Source organism: Streptomyces sp. NPDC002156, from assembly GCF_053593675.1.
The window spans coordinates 40,592-57,552 of sequence record NZ_JBSFDA010000029.1 but is presented as its reverse complement, the minus strand read 5'-3'; the positions used below and the strand labels follow the sequence as shown (position 1 = coordinate 57,552).

The 16,961-nt window shown below is 71.5% G+C and carries 15 protein-coding genes; 9 read left to right on the top strand and 6 right to left on the bottom strand.

Annotated features, from left to right (window positions below):
- Positions 1–73 precede the first annotated feature (73 nt).
- The 7 genes from ACWCRB_RS15165 (at position 74) to ACWCRB_RS15135 (ending at position 8,640) form a co-directional block, all read left to right on the top strand.
- The gene (locus ACWCRB_RS15165) at positions 74–1,675 is read left to right on the top strand and encodes a carboxylesterase/lipase family protein (RefSeq protein WP_450996473.1); all 1,602 of its coding nucleotides are present in this window, start codon (positions 74–76) and stop codon (positions 1,673–1,675) included.
- Positions 1,676–1,843: 168 nt separating this feature from the next.
- A complete protein-coding gene (locus tag ACWCRB_RS15160; protein WP_450996472.1) occupies positions 1,844–2,614 on the top strand; it encodes a GntR family transcriptional regulator in 771 nt (256 codons plus the stop codon).
- A gap of 53 nt (positions 2,615–2,667) precedes the next feature.
- On the top strand, positions 2,668–2,895 hold the full coding sequence (locus tag ACWCRB_RS15155; protein ID WP_006376935.1) for a 4Fe-4S dicluster domain-containing protein: 228 nt from the start codon (positions 2,668–2,670) through the stop codon (positions 2,893–2,895).
- Between the two features lie 23 nt (positions 2,896–2,918).
- Entirely contained in the window at positions 2,919–4,286 is a 1,368-nt protein-coding gene (locus ACWCRB_RS15150; protein ID WP_450996471.1) for an ABC transporter substrate-binding protein, read from the top strand.
- Positions 4,283–5,140 carry an ABC transporter permease gene (locus ACWCRB_RS15145; RefSeq protein ID WP_450996470.1) on the top strand — a complete coding sequence of 286 codons (858 nt, stop codon included), beginning with the start codon at positions 4,283–4,285 and terminating at the stop codon, positions 5,138–5,140. The genes ACWCRB_RS15150 and ACWCRB_RS15145 overlap by 4 nt, the downstream gene beginning before the upstream one ends.
- Complete coding sequence (locus tag ACWCRB_RS15140) at positions 5,137–5,904, top strand: ABC transporter ATP-binding protein (RefSeq protein WP_450996469.1); 768 nt, start codon at positions 5,137–5,139, stop codon at positions 5,902–5,904. The genes ACWCRB_RS15145 and ACWCRB_RS15140 overlap by 4 nt, the downstream gene beginning before the upstream one ends.
- A gap of 15 nt (positions 5,905–5,919) precedes the next feature.
- Complete coding sequence (locus ACWCRB_RS15135; RefSeq protein WP_450996468.1) at positions 5,920–8,640, top strand: fumarate reductase/succinate dehydrogenase flavoprotein subunit; 2,721 nt, start codon at positions 5,920–5,922, stop codon at positions 8,638–8,640.
- Positions 8,641–8,657: 17 nt separating this feature from the next.
- Here the strand turns inward: ACWCRB_RS15135 and ACWCRB_RS15130 are convergent, their stop codons facing one another.
- The 4 genes from ACWCRB_RS15130 to mmuM form a co-directional block, all read right to left on the bottom strand.
- Entirely contained in the window at positions 8,658–9,722 is a 1,065-nt protein-coding gene (locus ACWCRB_RS15130; RefSeq protein ID WP_450996467.1) for a LacI family DNA-binding transcriptional regulator, read from the bottom strand.
- A gap of 162 nt (positions 9,723–9,884) precedes the next feature.
- Entirely contained in the window at positions 9,885–11,504 is a 1,620-nt protein-coding gene (locus tag ACWCRB_RS15125) for an amidase (RefSeq protein WP_450996466.1), read from the bottom strand.
- Complete coding sequence (locus ACWCRB_RS15120; protein ID WP_235474088.1) at positions 11,501–11,791, bottom strand: 3'-5' exonuclease family protein; 291 nt, start codon at positions 11,789–11,791, stop codon at positions 11,501–11,503. Before ACWCRB_RS15120 ends, ACWCRB_RS15125 begins: the two co-directional genes overlap by 4 nt.
- 109 nt (positions 11,792–11,900) lie before the next feature.
- Positions 11,901–12,824, bottom strand: coding sequence for a homocysteine S-methyltransferase (mmuM, locus tag ACWCRB_RS15115; protein ID WP_450996465.1), 924 nt, complete (start codon positions 12,822–12,824; stop codon positions 11,901–11,903).
- Positions 12,825–12,951: 127 nt separating this feature from the next.
- Between mmuM and ACWCRB_RS15110 the strand changes: the two genes are divergently transcribed.
- Positions 12,952–14,373 carry an amino acid permease gene (locus ACWCRB_RS15110; protein ID WP_450996464.1) on the top strand — a complete coding sequence of 474 codons (1,422 nt, stop codon included), beginning with the start codon at positions 12,952–12,954 and terminating at the stop codon, positions 14,371–14,373.
- Between the two features lie 24 nt (positions 14,374–14,397).
- Here the strand turns inward: ACWCRB_RS15110 and ACWCRB_RS15105 are convergent, their stop codons facing one another.
- Positions 14,398–15,009, bottom strand: coding sequence for a hypothetical protein (locus ACWCRB_RS15105; protein ID WP_450996463.1), 612 nt, complete (start codon positions 15,007–15,009; stop codon positions 14,398–14,400).
- A gap of 143 nt (positions 15,010–15,152) precedes the next feature.
- On the opposite strand from ACWCRB_RS15105, the gene ACWCRB_RS15100 reads away from it, so the two are divergent.
- Positions 15,153–16,283: an aminoglycoside phosphotransferase gene (locus tag ACWCRB_RS15100; RefSeq protein ID WP_450996462.1), complete on the top strand. Its 1,131-nt coding sequence runs from the start codon at positions 15,153–15,155 to the stop codon at positions 16,281–16,283.
- A gap of 63 nt (positions 16,284–16,346) precedes the next feature.
- On the opposite strand, the gene ACWCRB_RS15095 is transcribed toward ACWCRB_RS15100, so the two are convergent.
- Positions 16,347–16,787 carry a hypothetical protein gene (locus ACWCRB_RS15095; protein WP_450996461.1) on the bottom strand — a complete coding sequence of 147 codons (441 nt, stop codon included), beginning with the start codon at positions 16,785–16,787 and terminating at the stop codon, positions 16,347–16,349.
- Positions 16,788–16,961: the final 174 nt, after the last annotated feature.

Sequence of the window (16,961 nt, the reverse complement as noted above, 5' to 3'; positions counted from 1 at the left end):
GGGAATACCGCCAGGTCATGTGTTGCTCTGATCTGAACGGTTCACGCGCGGCGGCGAGGGAGCTGGTGGGCAGATGACGGCAGAACCGACGGAGTCCGTGGAGCAGCCCGTCGTTCGGACGCCCTACGGGGACGTCCGCGGCAGATACGAGGGCGACGGGATCGCGGTCTTCCGCGGTATCCCGTACGCCGCCCCGCCCTTCGGCCCCCGCCGGTTCAGGCCGCCCGTGCCGCCCACCCCCTGGGACGGGGTGCGCGACGCGGGCGGCTTCGGTCCCACCGCGCCGAAACCGCCGTACTCCGAGGCCTTCGCCCGGCTGCTGTCGGACCCGGTGGTCCCCGGCGACGACTGCCTCAACCTCAACGTCTGGACGCCGGAGCTGGGCAGGGACGCACGGCTTCCCGTCATGGTGTGGATCCACGGCGGCGCCCTGACCCGTGGCTCCTCGGCGGTTCCCGTCTACGACGGTCACGCCTTCGCCCGCGACGGCGTGGTCCTCGTCTCGGTCAACTACCGTCTGGGCGTGGAGGGTTACGGCCTCTTCCCGGACGCGCCGGCCAACCCGGGACTGCGCGACCAGCTCGCCGCGCTGGAGTGGGTACGGGCGTCCGTCGCGGCCTTCGGCGGCGACCCCGACCGGGTCACCGTCTTCGGCCAGTCGGCCGGCGCGATCAGTATCGGCGCGCTGCTCGCCGCTCCCCGCGCCCAGGGGCTCTTCCGGCGGGCGGTGCTCCAGAGCGGGCCACCCGAGGTGAGCGACCGCGACAAGGTACGGCGGATGGTGCGCCGGATGGCGACCCGGCTGAAGATCCCGGCGACCGCCGAGGCCTTCGCCGCCGTCGACCGGGAGCTGCTGCTGCGCGTCCAGGGCGAGGTCGGCCGGCTGAGCAGCCCGGTCCTCGGCGGGCCCGCCTTCGGCATCGTCGTCGACGGCGACCTCGTACCCCGCGACCCCCTGGAGGCCCTCGTCGAGGGAGCCGCCGCCGGCGTCGACCTGATGCTGGGCTGGACCCGGGACGAGTACCGGCTCTGGCTGGTGCCGGGCGGGCTCCTGGAACGCGTCGACCGGCTCGGCGCGGTCGCCCTGGCCGGGGCCATGGCCCGCTGCCGCTGCGGCCCGGAGGTCCCGCGCGGCTACCGCACCCTGCACCCCGACGCCAGTACGGCCGACCTGGTCGGCCAGCTGGTCACCGACCACCTGCTCCGCGTACCGCTGCATCGCCTCGCGGACGCCCGGCACGGTGGCGGGGCCCATGTGTACGAGTTCGCCTGGCCCTCCACCAAGCCCGGCCTGGGCGCCTGCCACGCCCTCGAACTCGGATTCGTGTTCGACACCCACGAGGCGCCCGAGTCGGCCAAGCTCGCGGGTGAGGGTGCCCCGCAGGATCTCGCCGAGGCCATGCACACGGCGTGGGTCCGCTTCGCCGTCGACGGCGACCCGGGCTGGCAGCCCTGGGACGCCTCGCACCCGGTGCGCGTCTTCGGCGACGGCGCCCCGCACACCGTACGAGGCCCACGGGACCCCGAACTGGCCCTGTGGGCGGCCGACCGCGCCCCCGCGGCACCGGGACCGACCCTGGCGTCGACCCTCCCGCTCGGCTCGCGCATGCGTGCTGTGGAACCCCGGTCGGTCGTACGGCGGCTCCGCCTCCCCGGCAGTGTTCCGAGGCGCTGACCACCGGCCGCCCCCAGGTGGCAGGTGTGCCGCCCGCGACGGCAAACCGCCAGCTCACACCCGTACCCGACCGTCACCGGGGTGGCGCAACACTGCCGCAACACCACGTCGGGCGAGGCGCGGATATGGTCCGGGGGAAACGTACCCCCGCCCCTCTGGGAGCCCCCGATGCCCGCCGACCGCCCTCGCGAACACACCGCGCCCGTCGCGGCAGCGCGGCGCCGCCGGCTGCGCGCGGACCGGGCACGGCAGCTCGCCGACCTGCTGCGCCACCAGATCCTGACCGAGGGCTTCCCCGACGGCGTACTCCCTCATGAGGACGCCATCGGCGTCGACTACGGCGCGTCCCGCAACACCGTGCGGCAGGCCCTGGACCTGCTGCGCACCGAACAGCTGGTCGAACGGCTGCCCGGGGTCGGGACGGTCGTCACCTGTCAGAAGTACCCGCACGGCCTGGACCGGCTGATGGGGCTCGCGGAGACCCTGCACGAGCACGGCCGGGTCACCAACGAGGTCCGCACCATGAGCCCGGTCCCCGCACCCGGCCCGGTCGCCGACCGCCTCGGACTGCCGCCGCACGCCGAGGTGCTGTACGTGGAGCGGCTGCGCCGCCTGGGCGGGGTGCCGCTGTCCCTGGACCTCACCTACATCCCGATGGACATCGGCGTCGAACTCCTCGGCGCCGACCTGGAGAACACCGACGTCTTCCGGCTGCTGGAGCAGATCACCGGCAAGCGCCTCGGCACCGCCGAGATCACCCTGGAGGCCGTCACCGCCGACGCGCACTCCGCCGCCGTACTGGAGGCGCCGCGCGGAGCGGCCGTACTGATGCTGGAACGGCTCACCTGTCTGTCCGACGGGCGGCCCGTCGACCTGGAGTTCATCCGTTTTCGGGGCGACCGGATCACCATGCGCGGACTGCTGCACCGGTCCAGCTGATTCCCCACCTTTCTTAGCCCCTTTCACCTTTCACCCACTTCCCGGAGACAGCCATGCCTCTCGTCCCCCAGCGTGCCGACGTGCCCGTCACGATCGACGAGTCCAAGTGCATCGACGGCTGCACCCTCTGCGTCGACATGTGTCCGCTGGACTCCCTCGCCATCGACCCGGACACCAGCAAGGCGTACATGCACGTCGACGAGTGCTGGTACTGCGGCCCGTGCGCCGCCCGCTGCCCCACGGGCGCGGTCACCGTCAACATGCCCTACCTCCTCCGGTGAAAGGTTCCTCCAGCACGGCTTCCGTGGCCCGTACCCAGGCGCGCAGAATCGTTCCGGCCGCCCTCGCCGCCGCGCTGTTCCTCCCGCTCACCGCCTGCGGTGGCTCCGCCAGTGCCGGTGACAGCAAGTCGGTCACCGTGACCGTCGGCTACCAGTCCAAGACCATCAACACCGTCACCGCGGGCACCCTGCTGCGCTCCCTCGGCTACTTCGAGAGCGCGCTGAAGGCCCAGGGCGCCCGCGACGGCATCACCTACAAGGTGGAGTGGCAGGACTACGCGACCGGCGCCCCGATCACCGCCGCGATGGTCGCCGGGAAGGTCGACATCGGGTCCATGGGCGACTTCCCGCTGCTCATCAACGCCTCCCGGGGCAAGCAGCTGAACGCCCCGACCCGGCTGGTCTCCGTCACCGGCTACAACTCGCGCGGCGCCCTCAACACCGTGGTCACCACCCCGAATTCAGACCTGAAGTCGCTGTCCGACCTGCGCGGCAAGAAGGTGTCGACGAGCGTCGGCTCGGCCGCCGACGGCACCCTCGTACGGGCCCTGGAACAGGCCGGGTTGGACCCCGACAAGGACGTCAGCAAGCTCAACCAGCAGCCCGCGGTGGGTGCTTCGGCGCTGGAGGCGGGCAGCGTCGACGCGCTCTCCCAATTCGTGGCCTGGCCGGGCCTGTTGGCCTTCCAGGGCAAGGCGAAGGCCCTCTACGACGGCGGCTCGCTCGGCCTGCCCACCCTGCACGGAGTCACCGTGCGCGGTGCCTTCGCCGACCAGCGCCCGGCGGTCGTCGAGGCCTTCCTGGCCGCGCAGATCAAGGCCACCAGCTACCTCGACGCCCACCCGGTCGAAGCCGCCGAGAAGGTCGCCGAGGTCACCGGACTCCCCGCCGAGGTCGTCTACCTCTACAACGGCAAGGGCGGTATCGCCACCTTCGACCCCACCCTCAAGCCCGAGCTGGTCGCCGCCCTGAAGAAGGACGTCCCGCTGCTGGTCTCCGCCAAGCTCGCGGGCACGGTGGACGTCTCCGACTTCGTCGACGACAGCTACCTCAAGAAGGCGTACGGCACCGGATATGCCAAGGCCGCCGCCACCACGGCCCCCGCCTCCAAGCCCGAGGTCTGGCTCAAGGGCGCCTCCACGACCAGCACTTTCGCCGACCCGACCACCCTGCTCCGCCATGTCGCCGAGCACAGCGACACCGTACGGGCCGCGTACGTCCCCGACGCCACCACCGGCACCCGCTGGTTCGCCGACAAGTCGATTTGGGTCCAGGACGACACCGACCTGGAGCCCTTCGTCACCGAGTCCGCCGCCGACGCCTGGGCCGCCGAACACCCCGGTTCGCGCATCGTCAGCTACGCCGACGCACTCCGGCAGGCAGCGAAATGACCGCCCCCTCATCCCCGTACGCCCGATACGCGTTGCGCGCGGCCTCGCTGCTCGCCGCGCTCGGCATCTGGCAGCTGCTGACCAGCCAACACGTCAACCTGTGGCTGAGGTTCGCCCAGTTCCCGACCGCCACCCAGGTCGCCGACGAGTTCGCGCACCGCCTCGGCACGGCCGTCTACTGGCAGGACCTGACCGACAGCCTGACCCGCATCCTCACCGGTTTCGCCCTCGCCGCGGTGGCCGGGATCGCGGTCGGCACCGCCATCGCCCGCTCCCGCCTCGCCGCCGACCTGCTCGGCCCGCTGGTGGAGGTGCTGCGCCCCATCCCGGCGATCGCCCTCGTCCCCGTGGCGATCCTGCTCTTTCCCACCAACGAGCAGGGCATTGTCTTCATCACCTTCACCGCCGCCTTCTTCCCCGTCCTGGTCTCCACCCGGCATGCCGTGCGGGCGCTGACTCCGGTCTGGGAGGAGGCCGTCCTGACGATGGGCGGCGGGCGGCTGCGCGTCCTCGCCTCGGTCGTCCTGCCGGGTGCGCTGCCCGGCATCCTCGGCGGGCTCTCGGTGGGCATCGGCGTGTCCTGGATCTGCGTGATCTCCGCCGAGATGATCTCCGGCCAGTACGGCGTCGGTTACCGCACCTGGCAGGACTACACGATCGTCAACTATCCGGGCGTCCTCGTCGGCATGGCCACTATCGGTCTGCTCGGCTGGCTCACTTCCACCGCCGTCGAGGTCGCCGGGCGCCGCGTCACCCGCTGGCTGCCGCGCCCGGCCGCCGAGCGGGAGGCGCCCCTGCGGGTGGCGCGGCGCCCGGCCGCCACCGCGCACGCGTCCGGGAGGGCGGCATCATGACGACCCAGGTCAGCACGTCCACGGTGGAGACCGAGGCCCCGCGCGGTGTACGGCTGCGGCTGGCGGGCGCGACCATCGGGCGCCCCGGACTTCCGGTGCTGAACGGCCTCGACCTCGACATCGCGCCCGGCGAGTTGCTGACCGTCGTAGGCCCGTCGGGCTGCGGCAAGTCGACGCTGCTGCGGACTCTGGCGGGGCTGTTGCCGACGCTGGACGGCGAGGTGAATCAGGACGACCGGCCCATCACCCGGCCGGAGGCCGACCGGGCCCTCGTCTTCCAGGAGGACGGTCTGTTGCCCTGGCGCAACGCCCGTCGCAATGTCGAACTGCCGTTGGCCATACGGGGGTTGCCGCGCGCCGAACGCCGAGCACAGGCCACGGAGTGGCTCGCCCAGGTTGGCCTCGCCGGCCGCGAGGACCAGTTGCCGCACCGCCTCTCCGGCGGTCAGCGTCAGCGCGTACAGCTGGCCCGTGCCCTGGCCGGGCGTCCGCGCGCGGTGCTGATGGACGAACCGTTCGGGGCCCTGGACGCGCAGACCCGGGCCGGGATGCAGAACCTGCTGGTCGAGGTGCTGGCCGGGACCCGCGCGACGGTCGTCTTCGTCACCCACGACGTCGACGAGGCGGTGTTCCTCGGCGACCGCGTCGCCCTCCTCGGCACCGGCCAGGTCCTGGACGTCCCCCGACCCCGCGAGCGCACGGCCCACGGCGAGCCCGCGACGGTCGCCCTGCGCCGCGAGATCCTCGCTTCCCTCAGCAGCTGAAAGGTCTCCCTCCCGATGGACAGCACGACGGCCACGCCCATCCCCTCCCTCCACGACGCCGATGAGCTGACCTGCGACGTCCTGGTCATCGGCGGCGGCACCGCTGGCACCATGGCCGCGCTGACCGCCGCCGAGCACGGCGCGAACGTCCTGCTCCTGGAGAAGGCCCACGTCCGCCACTCCGGCGCCCTCGCCATGGGCATGGACGGCGTCAACAACGCCGTCGTCCCCGGCCGCGCCGAACCCGACGACTACGTCGCCGAGATCACCCGCGCCAACGACGGCATCGTCAACCAGGCCACCGTCCGCCAGACCGCCACGCGCGGCTTCGCGATGGTGCAGCGCCTGGAGTCGTACGGCGTGAAGTTCGAGAAGGACGAGCACGGCGACTACGCGGTCCGCCAAGTCCACCGCTCGGGCTCGTACGTGCTGCCGATGCCCGAGGGCAAGGACGTGAAGAAGGTCCTCTACCGGCAGTTGCGCCGTCGTGAGATGCGCGAGCGCATCCGCATCGAGAACCGCGTGATGCCGGTACGGGTCCTCACGGCGGGCGGAAGGGCGGTCGGCGCGGCCGGTTTCGACACCCGCACCGGACGGTTCGTCACCGTACGGGCCGGCGCGGTCATCCTGGCGACCGGCGCCTGCGGACGTCTGGGCCTGCCCGCCTCCGGCTACCTCTACGGCACGTACGAGAACCCGACCAACGCGGGCGACGGCTACGCGATGGCGTACCACGCGGGCGCCGAACTCAGCGGTATCGAGTGCTTCCAGATCAACCCGCTGATCAAGGACTACAACGGCCCCGCCTGCGCCTATGTCGCCAACCCCTTCGGCGGCTACCAGGTCAACCGGCACGGCGAACGCTTCGTCGACTCCGACTACTGGTCGGGCCAGATGATGGCCGAGTTCGCGGCGGAGGTGGCGAGCGAGAGAGGCCCGGTGTACCTGAAGCTCAGCCACCTCCCCGAGGAGTCGGTGGCCGCCCTGGAAGACATCCTGCACACCACGGAACGACCGACGCGCGGCACCTTCCACTCGGGTCGGGGCCATGACTACCGCACCCACGACATCGAGATGCACATCTCCGAAATCGGCCTGTGCGGTGGGCACTCGGCGTCCGGAGTCTGGGTCGACGAGCACGCCCGCACGACCGTCCCCGGCCTGTACGCGGCCGGCGACCTCGCCTGCGTGCCGCACAACTACATGATCGGCGCGTTCGTCTTCGGCGACCTGGCGGGCGCCGACGCGGCCACCGAACACCGCGTGTACGAGGGCGAGTTGCCCCCCGACCAGCTGCTTGAGGCGCACGAACTGATCTACCGCCCCCTCCGCAATCCGGACGGCCCCCCGCAGCCCCAGGTCGAGTACAAACTCCGCCGCTTCGTCAACGACTACGTCGCCCCGCCCAAGAGCGGCGCCCGACTCTCCCTGGCCGTCGAGGCGTTCGAGCGGATGCGCGACGAGATCGCAGGCATGGGCGGCCAGACCCCGCACGAACTGATGCGCTGCGCCGAGGTCGACTTCATCCGCGACTGCGCCGAGTTGGCCGCCCGTTCGTCACTGGCCCGTACGGAGAGCCGCTGGGGCCTCTACCACGAGCGCACCGACCTCCCGCAGCGCGACGACACGGACTGGCTCGTGCACCTCAACGTCCGCAAGGCGGCGGACGGTTCGATGGAGTTCCTGACCCGCCCGGTGGCGCCCTACCTGGTCCCGGTCGATGGCTTCGAACCAACAGGCGGAGCGGCGAGGCTAATTGGCGAGGTGCATCCCGAGCAGGTGGCGACGGCGGGCCCGCGCGAGGTGGCCCCGGTCGGCTCGGGAACGGTCAAGTCCCGTACGGTCCTGCCCACTTCGACCGCGCCCTCCCCACGCATCCTCGAACTCCTCGCCCTGGCCGAGGACCAGCCGGGCCTGCCGGAACTGCGCCCGTACCTCAACGACCCCGACCCGGCCGTACGCCGCACAGCTGTCGCCACGCTCACCGAGACCGCCCCCGACGGCACAGGTCCGGCCCTGGCCACCGCACTCGGCGATCCGGACGCGGGCGTACGGGAGTTGGCGGCCGGTTCGCTTCGGGAACTGGTCGAGGTGCTGCCGCCCGAGGAGGCGCTGCGCGACGCGTTGGTCGCCGCGCTGGCCCTTGGTGATCCCGGCCGGGAGGGCGTACGGGCCGCCGCGCTCGACGTCCTGCGCGCGCTGCGCCTGGGCGACGCCGCCCTGTACGCCCGCACCCTTGCCGACCCCGACCTGGGGGTACGTATCCAGACCGTCCGGGCCCTGGTGTCGGTGGACGCGGTGCCGGAGTTGGCCCGCGCCGCCGCCGACACCTCGCGCGAGGTCCGCGTCGCCGCCGCTCAGGGCCTGGGTACCGTCGGTACCCCGGAGGACCTGAAGCCCCTGCTCGCCGACACCGATGCCCTGGTCCGGGCCGCCGCGCTCACCGCCCTCGCGACCACGGGCTGCCCGCCGCCGCTGGACACGGCTGCGACTGCGGCGCTCAACGACCCTGCCTGGCAAGTCCGTTCGGGCGCGGCGACGGCACTGGGCGCGGCGGCACCGGAGTTGGCGGTGCCCGCGCTGGCAGAGGCGCTGTCGGACGCCTTCGCCGACGTCCGCAAGGCGGCGGTCCGGGCGCTGCGCCGTCACGACGGCCGCCCGGGGGTGGCGGAGGCGCTCGCTTCGGTGGCGGGGGATTCGGACGCGGATGTGCGGGCGTACGCCCGGCTTCGGTAGGAGGCCAGCTACGGAGGTCAACTGCGGAGTGCCGCCACCGAGTTCCGTACGACGACATGTGTGCCCAGGAGCAGGTGCTCGTCCGGGTCGTCCGGGGTACGGCCGAGGGCGGTGCGTACGGCGAGGCGGCCCAACTCCTCGTAGGGGACGTGGACCGTGGTGAGCGCCGGGTGCAGGTCTCGGGCGAAGGGGATGTCGTCGTACCCGGCCAGTGAGACGTCGCCCGGCACGGAGAGACCGGCCTCGTGGAGGGCGGTCAGCGCACCGGCGGCGACCATGTCGGTGGCGGCCATCACGGCGGTGAACTCCAGTCCCTGGGACAGGGCTTGGCGCATAAGACGGTGGCCCGAGTCGCGGGTGAAGTCGCCGTGCAGCCGCAGCGCCGGGTCGGGTTCCAGGCCGCGGGCACGGTGGGCCGCGGTGTAGCCGCGTTCGCGGCCCTGGGCGGTGGTGTGGTCGGGGCGACCGCCGAGGAAGAGGACACGTTGGTGGCCCTGGGCGAGGACGTGGGCGCACAGGGCGTAGGCGCCGCCCTCGTTGTCGTACTCGATGACCGTGACCGGCGTACCGGGATTCAGCGGCGGCCGGCCGCACAGCACCAGGCGGGAGCCGACGGAGGCGAGGGAGTCGGCGATGCGGGCCGTGCGGGTGCGGTACTCGGGGGTGTCGGCGGTGCCGCCGACCAGGATCACGGCGGCGGCACGCTGGGCACGCATCATCTCGACGAACTCCAGTTCGTGCGCGGTGTCGCCGTCCGTGCTGCACACCAGGCTGAGATGGCCGAGCCGGGTCGCCTCGCGCTCCACCCCGTGCGCCATGAGCGCGAAGGAGGGCCCGGTGATGTCGTCGAGCACGAAGGCGAGCGTGGGAGTCCCGACTCCGGCGACCGCCTTGGCGCGCGCGTCGGCGACATAGTCCAGCTCCCGGACGGCCCGCATGACGCTGGTACGGGTCGCCGCGCTCACCGGATAGTCGCCGCCGAGCACCCGGGACACGGTGGACGCGGACACCCCGGCCCGGGCCGCGACATCCCGGATGGTGCTGCGTGTCGCGCTGACTCCGGTGCTGCTCTTTCGCGTCATGGTGTGTGCCCCCCTGTCCGTGGGACCTGCGGCAACACATCGGCAACCGGTTCCCGGTCCGGAGGCTAGCAGTGGATGTGGGTGGGCGGGAGCGGGAGGACGAGGGGCCCGGAACCGAAACTTTCACCGTGACCGCCCCCTCCATCTCTGCTCTACGCCGCTCTACGCCGAACCCGCTGCCGCCTCCTCCGCCGAGATGCGCGGGCGGGCGGTCGTGGCGCCGAAGCTTCGGGCGGTTGCCGGAGTCGGGTCGGTCGGCCTGCGGGTGTGCCAGTCGGTGACCGCCTGATAGGCCGCCGCGACCTCCAACAGCCGGTCCTCCTCGTACGGTTGGCCGCCGAGGATCGTGCCGACGGGTACGCCGTCGCCGTCGAAGCCGATGGGGAAGCCGATCTCGGGCAGGCCGAGGATGTCGAAGGGGACGGGGCCGGTCTGGAGGACGACGTCGGAGGTGGTCAGCACGCCATCCAGGACCTCTCTGAGCAGGTGGTTCTTGGCGCGCTGGGCCGTGATCCACTCGTCGCCCGAGAGCATCAGCCCTTGCAGCCAACTCAGCAGTGACACACCGAACTTGGTGGGATCGGTGCGCAGCCAGTGCCGGAAGGGCTCGGTACGTTCGGCGAGTCGGGCCGCGTTGAACGTACCGGTGAGCAGGGCCCAGTCGTCCGGGTAGGCGACGTCGACGAGCGTGACACCCGGGATCGCGTCCAGGCGCGTGAGGAACGCGGTCCTCAACTCCCGCTGGGCGGACAGGAAATCGGCGGGGACGCCGATACGGGTGGCCCTGCGCAGACGTACTTTGCCGCCTCTCGCCACGACCGGGGTCGCGGCGTGGATCAGGTCGGGTACGGCGGGCAGGCCGAGGGTGCGCGGGTCCTGGGTGTCCGGTCCGGCCAGGACCTGGAGCATGATCGCCGCGTCCATCGCGTCGCGCGCGAGCGGGCCCGCGTGGTCGCGGGTGAACGAGAGCGGGATGACGCCATGGATGGACACGCGGCCCATCGTGGGCTTCAGGCCGGTCAGGTTCTGCTGGTTGGACGGCAGCACGATCGAGCCGCCGGTCTGCGTCCCGATCGACGAGGAGGCGAGCCGCCCGGCCACCGCACAGGCGGGGCCGGTCGAGGAACCGCCCGGGTCGACGGACGGGTCGTCCGGCGTCCACGCGTTGACCGTCGTCACCGTGCCGTTCGGCTTCGTGGCGCGGGTGGTGGCCAGCGGCCCCATCTGGCCCTTGCCGAGCACGAACGCGCCGGCCGCCTTCAGCCGGGCCACGGCCGTGGCGTCCGTGTCCGGCACGAAGTCCTCGAAGATGAGGGAGTTGCAGCGGGTGGGCACGCCCGCCGTGAAGTAGTTGTCCTTGATGCAGAGGGGGATGCCGTGCAGGAGGCGCCTGCCCGCCGGCGTCCGGTCCGCGCGCCGGGCCGCCGCACGCGCGTTCTTGGCGGTGACCTCCGCATACGCCTGGTACGTGCCGTCGTACCGCTCGATCCGCTCCAGGTACGCCTCGGTCAGCTCCGTCGACTTCAGCTTCCCGCGCCGCATGAGCACGGCGGCCTCGGCCAGCGTTGCCTCCGACGGGTCGTTGCGTGCGGCCTGCCGTACGTCGATGTCGAGGTCGATGGTGGGGTCGAGGGTGGGGCCGGAGGTGCGGTCGGCAACCGGGGCCGCGTGCACGGGAGTTGCCGTCTGCATGGTGAGTCCGCCCGCCAGCGCTGCCGAACTCGCCAGGAATATCCGCCGGTTGATGGATCTGTTGATGGATCTCTTGAGGGGACTGCTCATGTCCGGTCGCCCGCCTTTCCGGTCCACGCCTCGGTGATGGACGGGTACAGGAGTGGCGGCGAGGCCTGCTGTGCGTACGCCGGGTCGGTGGCGGGCGGTGTCCAGCCGGATATCGCGCCGGGGGTCGAGGCGACGAACGCCCGCAGGGAGGCGAGGACTTGGGAGCGTGTCGGGACTCCGGTGGCGGGGTCTGCCTGCTCGGGCAGGAGCGACAGATCGAACCCGGCCAACGCCAGCCGGGTCCGTACATAGGCGTCCAACTGGTCCTGCGTGGGCGGCTCGGTCACCACGGCCTCCGTGATCGGCGTACGGGTTCGCCCCGGACTCCATCACCGGCCCGTGAAGCCCTCATTGAGCCCATGCTTCACGGGAGTTACGCCAAGTTCAGGGTGGGAGTCACGCCGGGTTCAGCGTCCGGGCGATCGACGTGATCGCCCCCGGCCCCACCCGGCAGCACCCGCCGATCAGCCGCGCCCCCGCGTCCCGCCAGCCCGTCACCTGACCGGCGGAGAAGGTGGAACTGCCGTGCCAGGCACGGGCGTCGGCGTCCCAGACCTCGCCGCTGTTCGGGTAGACCACGACCGGCTTCCCGGTCACCCGGGCCGCCGACTCCACGGCGCCCTCCACGTCCTCGGGCGCAGAACAGTTCATGCCGACCGCGACGACCTCGTCCGCGTCGGCGGCCAACGCGAACGCCTCCGCGAGCGGCTGACCGGCCCGCGTCAGTTCCCCGGCCACGCTGTACGACAGCCACACCGGCACCCCGAGCCCACGCACCGCGCGCAGCAGCGCCTCGGCCTCGTCGGCGTCCGGAACGGTCTCCAGCGCCAGTACATCGGGCGAGGCCGCGGCCAGCACCTCCACACGCGGCCGGTGGAAACGCTCCAGCTCGTCGACGCTCAGCCCGTACCGCCCCCGGTACTCGGACCCGTCCGCGAGCATCGCCCCGTACGGCCCGACCGACGCCGCCACCCACAAGGACCGCTCCGCGTCCGCCCGGCGCGCGGCCTCGCGGGCCAGCTCGACGCTCAGCGCGAGCAGCTCGGAGGCTTGCTCCCGGTCGATGCCGCGCTTGGCGAAGCCCTCGAAGGTGGCCTGGTAGCTGGAGGTGATCGCGACGTCGGCGCCCGCCCGGAAGTAGGCGAGGTGCGCGTCGACGATCGCCTCGGGCTGCTCGACGAGCAGCCGCGCCGACCACAGCTCGTCACTCAGATCGTGCCCGGCGGACCTCAGCTGGTTGGACATACCGCCGTCGAGGACGAGGGGGGAGCCCGAGGTGAGGGCGGCTGAGAAGGAGGTTTCGCTGGTCTCGCTGGTCATGCCTCGACGCTAGTCCACAGTGGGCCCGGCGACCGTATGTGTCCAGTACATGAACAGATGGCCCACATTGTGGGATGCCGAGTTACGATCACGCCCTCCCCACCCCTCCCCGCTGACCGGAAGTGTCATGACTGCGCCCAGTACCGTCGAGTCCGACGAGCCGGAGCTGAACCCGACCGAGACGGCCGAGAAGTCGCCGCCCAGCCGCCGAACCTTCGGCCTGGCCGCTGCCACCGCGCTCGTGATGGGCAACATCATCGGCGGCGGCATCTTCGTCCTGCCGGCCACGGTCGCCCCGTACGGCTCGGTGAGCCTGCTGGCCTTCCTGGTCCTGTCGGTGGGCGCGGTCCTGCTGGCCCTGCTCTTCGGCAAGTTGGCCCGCCGCAGCCCGGTCACCGGCGGCCTGTATGTGTACCCGCGCGACGCGTTCGGCCCCTTCGCGGGCTTCCTGTCGGCGTGGTCGTACTGGACGATGACCTGGGTCAGCATCGCCGCGCTGGCGGTGGCGGTGGTCGGCTACGTGGACGTACTGATCCCTCTCAACGACAACCACGCCCTGGGCGCGCTGGTCGCGATCCTGGCCCTCTGGCTGCCGGCCGCCGCGAACTTCGCGGGCACCCGGTGGGTGGGCGGCGTACAGATCGTGTCGACGATCCTGAAGTTCGTGCCGCTGCTGGTGGTGGCCACGGTCGGCCTGTTCTTCATGGACACGGACAACTTCGGCGCGTTCAACGCGTCGGGCGACAGCGTGCCGGGGGCTCTGGCCGCTTCGGCCGCGCTGCTCCTGTACAGCTTCCTCGGCGTCGAGTCGGCGGCGATCAGTGCGGGCGAGGTGGAGGACCCCGAGCGCAACGTGGGCCGCGCGAGCGTCCTGGGCACCCTCGGCTCGGCCCTCGTCTACATCCTCGGCACGGTCGCCGTCTTCGGCCTGGTCCCGCACGACAAGCTGGTCGACTCGGGCGCCCCCTTCGCCGACGCGGTGAACGTGATCACCGGCGGCAGCTGGGGCGGCACGGCCATCGCGCTGGTGGCGGTGGCGTCGATCGTGGGCTGCCTGAACGGCTGGATCCTGCTCGCCGCGCAGATGCCGTACGCGGCGGCCCGCGACGGCCTCTTCCCGGCACCGTTCGCGAAGGTGGGCAAGGGCGGGGTACCGGGCTTCGGCGTCTGGGCGTGCGCGGTCCTCGGCACGATTCTCATCGCTTTCAACTACACGGCGGGCCCGGACACCACGTTCCGCGTCCTGGTCCTGATCACGACGTTCACGGGCTGCGTCCCGTACCTCTTCTCGGCGGCGGCCCAGCTGTACTGGCTGGCCAAGGGCACGCGGGACCGCGTCCGCCCGGCAGGCCTGGTCCGCGACCTGATCGTCGCCGCCCTGTCCTTCGCGTTCTCGTTCTGGCTGATCGCGGGGGCGGGGTACGCGGCGGTGTATCAGGGGGTGCTGTTCCTGTTCGCGGGGATTCCGGTGTACGTGTGGATGCGGGGGCGGCAGGTGACGACGGAGGCGGTCGGCGCCGAGGACACGCCGGGCATCAAGCCCGCGTGACCTCACTCGCCCGCTTCACTTGCCTCACTCGCTCCGCACGTCGGAGAAGACGACCTCGAACTCCTCCAGCCCGGTCACGGTGACATGTGCCTTGGCGGCGCCCTCATGCCGGGCCGCCGCCTGGCCCGCGCGGGACGCGGCAAGGGACTCGCGGTCGGCGAACACGGCGGCGACCAGCCCGCGTCCCCGGTCCCGGTTGAGGAGCAGGGACGCCCTGGCCAGTCCCGGGAGCGTTTCGAGCTTGGGGATCACCGTTGCCCGGAACGTCTCGGCGAACAGATCCGCGTCCGAGGGGTCGAACTCGACCCTGGTGATCCGCAGTCCCGCGCCTGCCTCGGGCTGCCGGACCTGGTGGACGACCACAGCTTCGAAGTTCTCGGTCGTTGTCGTCGCCGCGAACCGCTCCAGGAGCGCCGCCCGCCGCTCGCGCAAGGCCTCGTCGCTGTTCCTCCGGGCCTCCTCCGTCTCCCACCAGCTGGACGCCAACAGCTTTCCGAGCTCCCGGTCCACGAAGATGCCGAAGCCGCGGAATCCTGGCTGCTGCGCGACCAGTTCCCGGCCTTCGGTGTTGAGCCCCTCAATGGCCGTGTCGATGTTGGCCGGATCTCCGGTCGCATAAACCGCGCGTACGAACATGACTACTCCCTGAAGTCGCGCGCACATTCGAAATCTTCCGACATGGCCAGTCTTCTCCTGGGGGCGAACCTGGGCAAACCGGTAGCTTGCGGCGTCAGGGCTGGACCCCGGTGTGCCGTTCCTGTGCCGCCTAACCTGGGGTCATGTCGGAGATCCCCTTCACGGAAGCCGAAGTGCGTGAGGTCCTGGGCCCGTTCACCGGGCCCATGTTCCTCGCGACGAACACGCACAACCCGAAGAACGGCGTCACGGCAGGCGTATGGACGGTAAGCGCCGGTGAGAGGCACGCGGTCCTGAAGGTCCTCACCCGTCGGAAGCAGTCGGAGGCCAGGTGGGCGGCCTCCGACGACCCACGGCACTGGAACTACTGGCGCCGCGAGGCCCACGTGTACGAGTCGGGGCTGGCGCAGGCATGGCGGTCGTACGGCATCCGGGCACCCCGTCTGCTGGCCTGCGTGGAACGCGCGGACGGCGATGTCGCGCTGTGGCTGGAGCGCCTGCGTGGCAGACCGGCCACGCGGTGGCGCATCCCGAGCCACGCAGCACACGCCCGCCGCCTGGGCGCGGCACAAGGAGCTGCCGAGGGTTCGGTGGGCGAGACGCCGGACCAGCCGTGGCTGTCACGCGGATTCCTACGGGAGTACGTCGGCAGCAACACACTCGGCCAGGAACTCCTGGACGACGACGAGGCGTGGCAACAGCCTCTGATCCGCGACCACTTCCCGCCGGGTCTGCGCAAGGACATGGTCCGGCTGCACCACGACCGCGAGTGGTTCCTGCACATCATGGAGACGTTGCCACGAGCCCTGAACCACCTCGACCACTGGCCGGCCAACCTCCGCACGACCGGCCGCAACAGCGCCCTGTTCGACTGGTCCTTCACCGGAGACGGCGCGCTCGGCGAGGACATCGGCAACTACATCCCGGACACCTTCTTCGACCTGTTCCTGCCCGCCGCCCGCCTGCCCGAACTGGCGTCGGCGGTGTACGAGGCGTATGTGGAGGGGCTGCGCGAGGGCGGTTGGCGGGGCGACGAGCGGCTCGTACGGCTGGGGGTGTGCGCCTCGGCGGTCAAGTACGACTGGATCACCGGGCTGATGCTGGCGCGTGCGGGGGAGGAGCGGCAGGTCGGTTACGGGGGTGCGGAGGCGGTGTCCGCGGAACGGCTTTACCGGCAGCGGGGGTTGGTGCTCGCGTTTCTGGCGGGGTGGGCTGCGGAGGCGCGGGAGCTGGCGTTGGGGCTCGGGTTTCCGGGGCCGCCCAGCGGGCGTTGAGATCCTGGTGATTCAGGGGCGAGGACCGGATCGCGGCCCCAACACCGGTTACCCAGAACACCCTTATGAGGTGAGGTCCCGGGCGTGGGCAAGGGCTCCTTGGATGGTGCCGGAGAGTCTCCGGTGTCCCTCGGCGGAAGGGAGTTCGCTCTGCCAGGCGTCGACTCCCTGCCATCCGTGATCGGCCAGGGAAGGGACGGGTGCGTCGACTTTCAGGTTCGTCGGCGCTGCGGGCAGGCGCACCAGCAGGGTTGAGGTTCCCAGGGCAGCGGCGGCCGCGATGCCCTCGTATGCCAAGAGCGGGATGCCGTAGGCGGCATGCAGGGGTGCGTGCGGAGCCAACTCGGTCAACCTGTCCAGGAGATCGGGGTGCGTGTGCAGCTGCCATTCGCCCAGCGCGTAGTCGTTCGGTCCGCGTGGCGAGGCGCCCTGCGCCCTCAGGAAGTCCAACAGCGCGGCGTTCTGGGGATGCTCCGTGCGTATCGACGGCAGGTCCAGGCGCATAGGCATGACCCTACGTCCGCCGTGAAAGCAAGCGCCGCCGGCAGCTCATGTCCGGGGCCGGATCGACGACGCCGTGGGGGAAACCGACGTCTCGGGCGGGCACGCAGAGCGTGATCACGCCGGTCATCCCGGAGTTGGCTCAGTAGCAGGCATCTTCAGACGCCTGCTACTGAG

What these genes read in the sequence shown, in the direction of transcription:
- ACWCRB_RS15165 (WP_450996473.1), top strand. Translation starts at nt 74, where the DNA reads ATGACGGCAGAACCGACGGAGTCCGTGGAGCAGCCCGTCGTTCGGACG.
- ACWCRB_RS15160 (WP_450996472.1), top strand. Translation starts at nt 1,844, where the DNA reads ATGCCCGCCGACCGCCCTCGCGAACACACCGCGCCCGTCGCGGCAGCG.
- ACWCRB_RS15155 (WP_006376935.1), top strand. Translation starts at nt 2,668, where the DNA reads ATGCCTCTCGTCCCCCAGCGTGCCGACGTGCCCGTCACGATCGACGAG.
- ACWCRB_RS15145 (WP_450996470.1), top strand. Translation starts at nt 4,283, where the DNA reads ATGACCGCCCCCTCATCCCCGTACGCCCGATACGCGTTGCGCGCGGCC.
- ACWCRB_RS15140 (WP_450996469.1), top strand. Translation starts at nt 5,137, where the DNA reads ATGACGACCCAGGTCAGCACGTCCACGGTGGAGACCGAGGCCCCGCGC.
- ACWCRB_RS15135 (WP_450996468.1), top strand. Translation starts at nt 5,920, where the DNA reads ATGGACAGCACGACGGCCACGCCCATCCCCTCCCTCCACGACGCCGAT.
- ACWCRB_RS15130 (WP_450996467.1), bottom strand. Translation starts at nt 9,722, where the DNA reads ATGACGCGAAAGAGCAGCACCGGAGTCAGCGCGACACGCAGCACCATC.
- ACWCRB_RS15125 (WP_450996466.1), bottom strand. Translation starts at nt 11,504, where the DNA reads ATGAGCAGTCCCCTCAAGAGATCCATCAACAGATCCATCAACCGGCGG.
- mmuM (WP_450996465.1), bottom strand. Translation starts at nt 12,824, where the DNA reads ATGACCAGCGAGACCAGCGAAACCTCCTTCTCAGCCGCCCTCACCTCG.
- ACWCRB_RS15110 (WP_450996464.1), top strand. Translation starts at nt 12,952, where the DNA reads ATGACTGCGCCCAGTACCGTCGAGTCCGACGAGCCGGAGCTGAACCCG.
- ACWCRB_RS15105 (WP_450996463.1), bottom strand. Translation starts at nt 15,009, where the DNA reads ATGTTCGTACGCGCGGTTTATGCGACCGGAGATCCGGCCAACATCGAC.
- ACWCRB_RS15100 (WP_450996462.1), top strand. Translation starts at nt 15,153, where the DNA reads ATGTCGGAGATCCCCTTCACGGAAGCCGAAGTGCGTGAGGTCCTGGGC.
- ACWCRB_RS15095 (WP_450996461.1), bottom strand. Translation starts at nt 16,787, where the DNA reads ATGCGCCTGGACCTGCCGTCGATACGCACGGAGCATCCCCAGAACGCC.